The 9,598-nt window shown below is 65.5% G+C and carries 10 protein-coding genes; 7 read left to right on the top strand and 3 right to left on the bottom strand.

The window, feature by feature from the left end:
• Positions 1–7: 7 nt before the first annotated feature.
• Both ABE423_RS11910 and asnS read right to left on the bottom strand, forming a co-directional pair.
• Entirely contained in the window at positions 8–307 is a 300-nt protein-coding gene (locus tag ABE423_RS11910; RefSeq protein ID WP_005417403.1) for a hypothetical protein, read from the bottom strand.
• 30 nt (positions 308–337) lie between these two features.
• Positions 338–1,732: an asparagine--tRNA ligase gene (gene asnS / locus ABE423_RS11915; RefSeq protein WP_049400203.1), complete on the bottom strand. Its 1,395-nt coding sequence runs from the start codon at positions 1,730–1,732 to the stop codon at positions 338–340.
• 128 nt (positions 1,733–1,860) lie between these two features.
• Here asnS and ABE423_RS11920 point away from each other — a divergent pair, with 128 nt between their 5' ends.
• The 7 genes from ABE423_RS11920 (at position 1,861) to zipA (ending at position 8,830) form a co-directional block, all read left to right on the top strand.
• Complete coding sequence (locus ABE423_RS11920; protein ID WP_006376495.1) at positions 1,861–2,199, top strand: iron-sulfur cluster assembly accessory protein; 339 nt, start codon at positions 1,861–1,863, stop codon at positions 2,197–2,199.
• Between the two features lie 78 nt (positions 2,200–2,277).
• Positions 2,278–2,820, top strand: a complete 543-nt coding sequence (locus ABE423_RS11925; protein ID WP_346486142.1) for a CbrC family protein — start codon at positions 2,278–2,280, stop codon at positions 2,818–2,820.
• Positions 2,821–3,048: 228 nt separating this feature from the next.
• Positions 3,049–3,486, top strand: a complete 438-nt coding sequence (gene rpsF / locus ABE423_RS11930) for a 30S ribosomal protein S6 (protein ID WP_006452997.1) — start codon at positions 3,049–3,051, stop codon at positions 3,484–3,486.
• 11 nt (positions 3,487–3,497) lie between these two features.
• Entirely contained in the window at positions 3,498–3,728 is a 231-nt protein-coding gene (rpsR, locus tag ABE423_RS11935; protein WP_002804494.1) for a 30S ribosomal protein S18, read from the top strand.
• Positions 3,729–3,833: 105 nt separating this feature from the next.
• The gene (gene rplI / locus ABE423_RS11940; RefSeq protein WP_014037734.1) at positions 3,834–4,283 is read left to right on the top strand and encodes a 50S ribosomal protein L9; all 450 of its coding nucleotides are present in this window, start codon (positions 3,834–3,836) and stop codon (positions 4,281–4,283) included.
• A 259-nt stretch (positions 4,284–4,542) separates the two neighbouring features.
• Positions 4,543–8,046: a chromosome segregation protein SMC gene (gene smc, locus ABE423_RS11945; RefSeq protein ID WP_346486144.1), complete on the top strand. Its 3,504-nt coding sequence runs from the start codon at positions 4,543–4,545 to the stop codon at positions 8,044–8,046.
• Between the two features lie 46 nt (positions 8,047–8,092).
• A complete protein-coding gene (gene zipA, locus ABE423_RS11950; protein ID WP_006376490.1) occupies positions 8,093–8,830 on the top strand; it encodes a cell division protein ZipA in 738 nt (245 codons plus the stop codon).
• Between the two features lie 134 nt (positions 8,831–8,964).
• Here the strand turns inward: zipA and ABE423_RS11955 are convergent, their stop codons facing one another.
• On the bottom strand, positions 8,965–9,411 hold the full coding sequence (locus tag ABE423_RS11955; protein ID WP_080103081.1) for a transposase: 447 nt from the start codon (positions 9,409–9,411) through the stop codon (positions 8,965–8,967).
• Positions 9,412–9,598 lie beyond the last annotated feature (187 nt).

Raw genomic sequence — 9,598 nt, forward strand, 5'->3', positions numbered from 1 at the left:
GGATGTGTTACCAGAGCGAGGCCAGCCAGAGCAGGGCGGCCATGCCCAGTCCGGCCAGCAGGGTCAGCAGCGATACCCAGGCCGGCGTCGCCAGCCCGGACAGCGAGCGGTCCGGCTGCTGGCGATAGTCACGGCGCAGCAGCCAGGCCAGGGCATCGGGCTTGAGGAAGGCACCGCTGCCGAAGCGCTCGGCGAGCGCCGGATGGCGATCGCGTACGTGCACCAGGGTCAGCGGCCAGAAGATCACGAAGGCACTGAACCCGGCCACTGCAACGCCGACGAAACAGAGGGCGAAGAACAGGGTCATGGGAGCGGTACCTCCGTGGTCGTGTGGGGCTTAGAAGTCCGCGCTGCCCGGGGCGCGCGGGTAGGGGATCGCATCGCGGATGTTGGACAGCCCGCAGACGTACACCACCAGGCGTTCGAAGCCCAGGCCGAAGCCGGCGTGCGGCACCGAACCATAGCGGCGGAAGTCGCGATACCAGCTGTAGTGCTCACGATCCAGGCCGAACTGGGCCATGCGCGCGTCCAGCACGTCCAGGCGCTCTTCGCGCTGGCTGCCGCCGATGATCTCGCCGATGCCCGGGGCCAGCACGTCCATCGCGGCAACGGTCTTGCCGTCGTCGTTCAGGCGCATGTAGAAGGCCTTGATGTGCTCCGGATAGTTGGTCACCACCACCGGGCGGCCGACGTGTTCTTCGGTCAGCCAGCGTTCGTGCTCGGTCTGCAGGTCCAGGCCCCATTCGACCGGGAAGTCGAACTTCTTGCCGGACTTCTGCAGCAGGCTGACCGCATCGGTGTAGTCGATGCGCTCGAACGGCGCATTGATGAAGTCTTCCAGCTTGGTGATCGCGTTCTTGTCCACGCGCTCGGCGATGAAGGCCAGGTCGTCGCCACGCTCGTTCAGCACCGCACGGAACAGGTACTTCAGGAACTCTTCGGCCAGGCGCGCGTCTTCGGCCAGGTCGGCGAAGGCGATTTCCGGCTCGATCATCCAGAACTCCGCCAGGTGGCGGGTGGTGTGGCTGTTCTCGGCGCGGAAGGTCGGGCCGAAGGTGTAGACCTTGCTCAGCGCCAGGCAGTAGGCCTCGACGTTCAGCTGGCCGGACACGGTCAGGAAGGTTTCCTTGCCGAAGAAGTCGCGGCTGAAATCGATCGCGCCCTTCTCGTCACGCGGCAGGTTCACCATGTCCAGGGTGGACACGCGGAACATCTGGCCGGCGCCCTCGGCGTCGGAGGTGGTGATGATCGGGGTGCTGATCCAGTTGAAGCCGTTCTCGTGGAAGAAACGGTGCACGGCCTGGGCCAGGCAGTTGCGGATGCGGGTGACCGCGCCGAACAGGTTGGTGCGCGGGCGCAGGTGCGCCACTTCGCGCAGGAACTCCGGCGACATCGGCTTGGGCTGGATCGGGTAGGTGAGCGGGTCTTCGACCCAGCCGACCACTTCCAGCGTGCTGGCCTGGATCTCGAACGACTGGCCCTTGCCCTGCGACTTCACCAGGGTGCCGGTGGCGATGACCGAGCAGCCGCTGGTCAGGCGCTTGATTTCGTCGAAGTTGGCCAGGCTGTCGCCGGCCACGACCTGGATCGGGGCGAAGCAGGAGCCGTCGCTCACATTCACGAAGGCCAGATTCGCTGAACCGCGCACCGTGCGCACCCATCCGCGTACCGTGACTTCGCCGCCTTCCGGGATCTTCCCGGCAAGCGCATGTTCAACGCTGACCACCGTCATGACTTGAATCCTCTGCTGATCGACTCGATCTGTGAACACGGGAGTTTACCGGTTGCAGCGTTCTGCTTGCGAGGCATTTTTCGTGGCAACGGCTCCTTATAATGTCCCCGTACCTATGGAGTAGCCCCATGGCCGTCAGCCTGACCCCCATTGCCTTCGAGCGCGTGCAGCGCTTTGTCGCCCAGACCCCCGGCGCGCTGGGCCTGCGTTTCGGCGTGACCAAGACCGGTTGCTCGGGCTGGGGTCACATCACCGACCTGGCCCGCGACGAGCGCGAGGGCGATACCGTGTTCGACCAGGACGGCGTGAAGATCTATGTCGATGCCAAGAGCCTGGCGCTGGTGGACGGCACCGTGATCGACTTCGGCAAGCACGGCCTGAGCGAAACGTTCACGTTCAGCAACCCGAACGCCACCGCCGAGTGTGGCTGCGGTGAAAGCTTCACCACCGACGCCGACAAGGCCTGAGGGCTGGTTCTGGCGTCCGCCGGGCATGGCCGGGCGCTGGTAGATGCCAACCTTGGTCGGCAGGGAAGGGATCCACGGATGGAACGACCGCTTTTCATTTATCACCCCAATGCCTACGCCCTCTCCTTCGAAGAGGTCGACGGGGTCTGCGACTGCTGCGGTCAGCCGCGCACACTGCGCTACCGGGGGCCGTTCTACTCCGTTCTGAGCCCCGATTACCTGTGCCCCTGGTGTATTGCCGATGGCAGGGCAGCGGTCAGTTACGAGGGTGAATTCACCGGCTGGAGCGATATCGAGGGGGTATCCCCGGATCCGGCCGATCCGCCGCCGACCATCGCCCGCGAGCTGCTGCTGGAGATCTGCGAGCGCACCCCGGGCTACTCGTCCTGGCAGCAGTCGGTCTGGCTCAGCCATTGTGAGCGGCCCTGCGCCTTCCTCGGTTACGCCGGCAGCGAAGATCTGCTGCCCATCCTCGACGAGGTCCGGCCCGACGTGGTCGAGGTCAATCCGCGCGACGCCGACTGGGTGCTTGAACACCTGAGCCGGGACGGGGAGATGATTGGCTGCCTGTTCCAGTGCCTGGAATGCGGCCAGCACCGCCTTCACGTCGACCTGGGGTGAATCCAGGCGGATTCGTGGACTGTGCGGGGCTCCGGTAGCGGCCAGCCTTGGCTGGCATGAAGGCTGCCCCCGGTTCAGGTTGCCCTGTGACCCGCCGGTTGCCCAGTCACCCCATCTGCGCCATAATGCGCGGCTTCCTGCCTTCCTGGCGGGAATCCTTGCCCCACCGCGGTCTCAACGGCGGGGGGCTGTCCGGCCGCGAGGCCACATCCGAAAGGTAGAAAAAACATGAGTCGTCATTACGAAATCGTGTTCATGGTCCACCCGGACCAGAGCGAGCAGGTCCCGGCCATGATCGAGCGCTACAAGTCGCTGGTCGAGAACGGCAACGGCACCATCCACCGTCTGGAAGACTGGGGCCGCCGCCAGCTGGCGTACCCGATCCAGAACCTGGTGAAGGCCCACTACGTGCTGATGAACATCGAAGCCGACCAGGCCGTTCTGAACGAACTGACCGAAAGCTTCCGCTTCAACGACGCCGTGCTGCGCAACCTGGTCATCAAGCGTGACGAGGCTGACACCGAGCAGTCGCTGATCATGAAGAGCAAGGACGAGAAGGGTGACAAGCCGGAGCGCGGTGAGCGCCGTCGTCGTGACGACGAAGAAGGCGAGTCCACCACCACCGCTGACAACGAAGCCGGCGACGACGCCGCTTCCGCCGCCTAAGGAGCCTTCCCATGTCCAAGTTCTTCCGTCGCCGCAAGTTCTGCAAGTTCACGGCTGAAGGTGTGAAGGAGATCGACTACAAGGATCTCAACACCCTGCGCCAGTACCTGACCGAGAACGGCAAGATCGTGCCGAGCCGCGTCACCGGTACCAAGTCGAAGTACCAGCGTCAGCTGGCGACCGCCGTCAAGCGCGCTCGCTTCCTGGCCCTGATCCCGTACACCGACAACCACGACGTCTGATGCCCGGCGGGGCGGCCCGGTGCCGCCCCCGCTGTGCCAGCTATTCGGACAGCCTTTGTTGCGGGGCATCGCCTCGCTAACGAATAACTTATCTGGAGCAATACCATGCAGCTGATCCTCCTGCAGAAAGTCACCAACCTCGGCAATCTGGGCGACCTGGTCGACGTGAAGCCGGGCTACGGCCGTAACTTCCTCGTGCCGCAGGGCAAGGCCGTTCCGGCCACCGAGAGCAACAAGGCCGAGTTCGAAGCCAAGCGCGCCGAATACGAAGCCAAGGCCCAGGCCATCCACGCCGACGCTGACGCCCGCAAGGCCAAGCTGGAAGGCGCGAGCGTGACCATCCCGGCCAACGCTTCGACCGAAGGCAAGCTGTACGGCTCGGTCGGCGCCCGCGAAATCGCCGATGCCTTCACCGCTGCCGGCCTGCCGGTCAGCAAGAGCGAAGTCATCCTGGGCGAAGGCGCCTTCCGCAACATCGGCGAATACGACGTGCTGGTCCACCTGCACGCCGACGTCGAGACCACCGTCAAGGTCGTCGTCGTCGCCGAAGCCTGATCCCACGCCGCAAGGCCTGGAATCACCGCAGAACGGGCGCCCGCAAGGGTGCCCGTTTTGTTTTATGGCTCCGTTTCGTGGCGTCGGGCCACGTCCGGCCGACGGGGTGGGGCTGGACAATGTTCCACGCCCATTCGTAGAACACGGCCACATCGGTATACTCAGGGCGTCACACCCGTTCCACGGGCATCGATCCCAGCAGGATCAATGACTTGGAGGGTAAACGCAGGCCGCTTGCCGGCCCCAGTCCGGAACCCCTATGCGTCTTTCCACGATCAAGCTGTCCGGCTTCAAGTCGTTCGTCGATCCGACCACCCTGCACCTGCCGACCAACATGACCGGCGTGGTGGGCCCCAATGGCTGCGGCAAGTCGAACATCATCGACGCCGTGCGCTGGGTCATGGGCGAGAGCTCGGCCAGCCGCCTGCGCGGCGACTCGCTGACCGACGTGATCTTCTCCGGTTCCAATGCCCGCAAGCCGGTCTCGCAGGCCACCGTCGAGCTGATCTTCGACAACTCCGACCACACGATCTCGGGCGAGTACGCCTCGTTCAACGAAATCTCGGTCAAGCGCACGGTCAGCCGCGACGGCACCAGCAACTATTACCTCAACGGCACCAAGTGCCGCCGCCGCGACATCACCGACCTGTTCCTCGGCACCGGCCTGGGCCCGCGCAGCTACTCGATCATCGAACAGGGCATGATCAGCCAGATCATCGAGGCGCGCCCGGAAGACCTGCGCGTGTACCTGGAGGAGGCGGCCGGCATCTCCAAGTACAAGGAGCGCCGCAAGGAGACCGAGACCCGCATCCGCCACACCCGCGAGAACCTGGACCGGCTGGGCGACCTGCGCGACGAGATCAGCAAGCAGCTCGAACACCTCAAGCGCCAGGCCAAGCAGGCCGAGCAGTACCAGGCGCTGCAGGAAGAGCGCAGGGTCAAGGATGCCGAGTGGAAGGCCCTGGAATTCCGCGGGTTGGACGGTCGCCTGTCCAAGCTGCGCGAAGGGCTGTCGCAGGAAGAGACCAAGCTGCAGCAGCTGATCGCCGATCAGCGTGATGCCGAGGCCCGCATCGAGACCTCGCGCGTTCGACGCGAAGAGGCCGCCGACGCGCTCAACACCGCGCAGGCTGCGGTTTACCAGGTCGGCAGCACGCTGGCGCGCCTGGAGCAGCAGATCCAGCACCAGCGCGAGCTGTCGCAGCGCCTGCACAAGGCGCGCGATGAAACCCGCCAGGCGTTGGCCGAACTGGGCCAGCACATCAGCGGCGACGAGGCCAAGCTGATGGTGCTGCGCGAGGCGGTGGAGGCCGCCACCCCGCAGCTGGAAGAACTGCAGGAAGAGAACGAGATCAAGCAGGAAAGCCTGCGCGAGGCCGAGGACCGGCTGGCCAGCTGGCAGCAGCGCTGGGAGCAGCACACCTCGCAGAGTTCGGAGGCGTCGCGCGCCGGCGATGTCGAGCGCACGCGCGTGGACTACCTGGACAAGCAGATCCTCGATGCCGACCGGCGTCGTGAAGCCCTGGCCGCCGAGCGCGCCGGGCTGGACGTGGACGCGTTGGAAGAAGCCTTCGAGCAGCTGCACCTGCAGCACGACACGCAGAAGACCGCGCTGGATGAACTGAGTGAAGACGTCGAGCTGCGCAAGCAGGGCGTGGCGGCGGTGCAGGAACAGCAGCGCAATGGCCAGAACGAACTGGCCGAACTGCGCAAGCAGGCCAATGGCCTGCGCGGTCGCCTGGCTTCACTGGAAACCCTGCAGCAGGCCGCGCTGGGCCAGGAGCAGGGCGCGGCCGTGGCCTGGTTGAAGGCGCGTGGACTGGATTCGGCGGCGCGTGTCGGCGAACGCCTGGACGTTGATGCCGGCTGGGAAAACGCGGTGGAAAGCGCGCTCGGCCAATTGATCGAAGGCGTGCTGGTTGATGATCCGGCCAGCCTGGTCGATGCCCTCGGCGAATTGGGCGAGGGCCACATCGCGCTGGTTGCCAACGATGGCGCGGACCTGAAGGTCGCGCCAACCTCGCTGGCGGCCCGCGTGCGTGGCCCGGCCGCGATCCGTCGCCTGCTGGCGCACCTGCACGCAGCCAAGGACCTGTCCGAGGCGAAGGTGTTGCAGGGCAGTCTTCCGGAAGGCGATTCGATCATCACCCAGAGCGGCGAGCGCCTGGGCCAGGGCTGGCTGCGCGTGTCGCGCTCCGGTGCGGCCCAGCAGGGCGCGCTGCTGCGCGAACGTGAGATCAACGAGCTGCGTGAGCAGATCGAGCAACTGCAGGATCGCGAAGCCGAGCTGGAAGAACAGCTGAGTGGTTTCCGCGAGCAGTTGCAGGCCGCTGAGCAGCAGCGCGAAGACGCGCAGCGTGCGCTGTACCAGGCCCATCGTGCGGTCTCTGAACTGGCTGGCCAATTGCAGGGACAGCAGGGCAAGGTGGAGGCGGCGCGAACGCGCATCGACCGCATCGAAGGTGAACTGAAGCAGCTGCAGGAAACGCTGGAAGCCAACAACGAGCAGGCGCGTGAAGCGCGGTCGCGGTTGGAAAACGCGGTCAGCAGCATGGGCGACCTGGAATCGACCCGGCAACGGCTGGAGGGTGAGCGCCGCCAGCTGACCGAGGCCCGCGACCTGGCCAGAGACGCCGCGCGAGCGGTGCGCGAGCGCTCGCACTCGTTGGCGCTGACCCTGGAATCGCAGCGGGCGCAGCTGGCTTCACTGAGCCAAGCGCTGGAACGCATGGGTACCCAGCGCGGGCAGTTGGATTCGCGACTGGGCGAACTGCATTCGCAGCTGGACGAAGGTGATTCGCCGGTCGAGTCGCTGCAGGCCGAGCACCAGAACGCACTGGAAGAGCGTGTGCGTGCCGATCGCGTGCTGACCGAGGCGCGCACGCTGCTGGACGGCATCGACGCCGAGCTGCGCAATTACGAGCAGACCCGTCACCAGCGTGACGAACAGGCGCTGGCCCAGCGCGAGCGTATTTCGCAGCGCAAGCTGGACCAGCAGGCGCTGGTGCTCAGCGCGGATACCCTGCAGGGCGCGGTGGAGAAGGCCGGGTTCGTGCTGCAGGACGTGCTCAACGCACTGCCCGAGGACGCCCGCCTGGGTGACTGGGAGCAGGCCGTGCACCAGATCGATGGCCGCATGCGCCGGCTGGAGCCGGTCAACCTGGCCGCCATCCACGAGTACGGCGAGGCTTCGCAGCGCTCGGACTACCTGGATTCGCAGCACACCGACCTGACCACGGCGCTGGAAACCCTGGAAGATGCGATCCGCAAGATCGACCGCGAGACCCGCGGTCGTTTCAAGGACACCTTCGATCGTGTCAACGCTGGCGTGCAGGCGCTGTACCCGCGCCTGTTCGGTGGCGGCCACGCCTACCTGGAACTGACCGGTGAAGACCTGCTCGACACCGGTGTGACCATCATGGCGCGTCCGCCGGGCAAGCGCGTGTCCAGCATCTCGCTGCTGTCCGGCGGCGAGAAGGCGATGACCGCGGTGGCGCTGGTGTTCGCCATCTTCCAGCTGAACCCCGCGCCGTTCTGCCTGCTGGACGAGGTGGACGCGCCGCTGGACGAAGCCAACGTCGGCCGCCTGGCCAACATGGTCAAGGAGATGAGCGAAAAGGTGCAGTTCCTGTTCGTCAGCCACAACAAAGCGACGATGGAGGCCGCGCACCAGCTGTCGGGCGTGACCATGCGCGAGCCGGGCGTCAGCCGCCTGGTCAGCGTGGACCTGGAAGAAGCCGCGCGATTGGCGGGCGCGGCCTGACGTGCCATCCTAGTTACCTGAATGAACTAGCCGGAGAACCTATCGAATGTCCGACACGGCACTGTTGCGCATCGGCATCCTGGCCGCCGGCCTGCTGTTGATCGCCGCGATCTTCCTGTTTGGCCGTCCGAAAAAGAAGCCCCAGGGGCGCCGCGTGGAAGGCGCGGAACCGACCAGCGGCGAGCGCCGCGAACCGGTACTGGGCGAAGACGGCGTCGCCGTGGCCGATGGCCGCGTCGAACCGGGCATGGGCACGGAAGGCGAGCAGGCCGAACTTGGTCTGGGCGAAACCGACCCGGGCGCCAGTGATCTCGGCAAGCGCGCCACCCAGGATTTCGACAAGATCGTCTCCTTGTTCGTGGCTGCCCGGGCCGGCGAGCAGCTTCGTGGTGAGGACATCGTGGTGGCGGCTGAGAAGACCGGCCTGGTGTTCGGCCACATGAACGTGTTCCACCGTCTGGTGGAAGGCCACCCCGAGCGCGGCCCGATCTTCTCGATGGCCAGCATCATGAAGCCGGGCAGCTTCGACATGGCCAACATCCGTGCCATGGAAACCCCGGCCATCGCCTTCTTCCTGACCCTGCCGGCGCCGCTGACCGCGCTGGACGCCTGGGAGAAGATGCTGCCGACGGTGCAGCGCATGGCTGAACTGCTGGATGGCGTGGTGCTCGATGACAGCCGCAATGCCCTGGGCCGCCAGCGCATCGCACACATCCGTGACGAGCTGCGCGCCTACGACCGCCAGCACCAGGCCCCGCCGCTGACCAAGACCCCGCGCTGGTAAGCCCCCAACTGTGGAGTCGAGCCATGCTCGACTGCCTTTCTGTAGAGTCGAGCCATGCTCGACTTGCGGATCCCAGGGTAAGCCCCAGTCGAGCATCGCTCGACTCTACAGGGTCGGCCATCCCTGACTCGCCTCTAGGGCGATCGATCGAACCACCGGCACCAGGCAAACGGATGATCGCCGAGCTGTGCCGCCAGCCCGGCGCGCACAGGATTCGCTGCGATGTACAGAGCTTGGTTTCTCAGGGACTCATCACATCGCACAGCGTGATCATGGTAACCACGCTGCCAGAGCGGCCCGTCGATGCCTATGAGTCGGCTGCAGCGGGATTTCATCATCTGGACCGACGCGGCAAGGGTTCCTGAGCGCAGTTGCATCAACCAATGCACATGATCTGGCATGACCGCCCATGCGAGGTTAAGGCATCGACCCTCCTGCTGAATCCACTGCAGGCCCGCTACAACGACGGCGGCCTGGTGTGGATCATCAAAGTGCCGATGGCGCTGGTGAGTGACAGTGGTGATCGCGTAGACGTTCCGCAGTTGCGACCAACGGCCTCTCAGGAGACGTGGACTGGGCATGCCTCAGCATTGGCTGGCGAGGCAGCTTGGATATCGCTTGAGTGCGGTAAGGCTTGTAGGGAAAGCCCCAGTCGAGCATGGCTTGTATGTTCCTCCCGGCTCCTACGAGGTATGTAGGAGCCAGGGTGGAGGGACCGTCAAGCATGCATCTGCGGATACTAGCCGACAGACGAGTCGAGCGATCCCC

Source organism: Stenotrophomonas sp. TWI1409 (assembly GCF_039673015.1).
Lineage (GTDB): Bacteria > Pseudomonadota > Gammaproteobacteria > Xanthomonadales > Xanthomonadaceae > Stenotrophomonas > Stenotrophomonas maltophilia_A.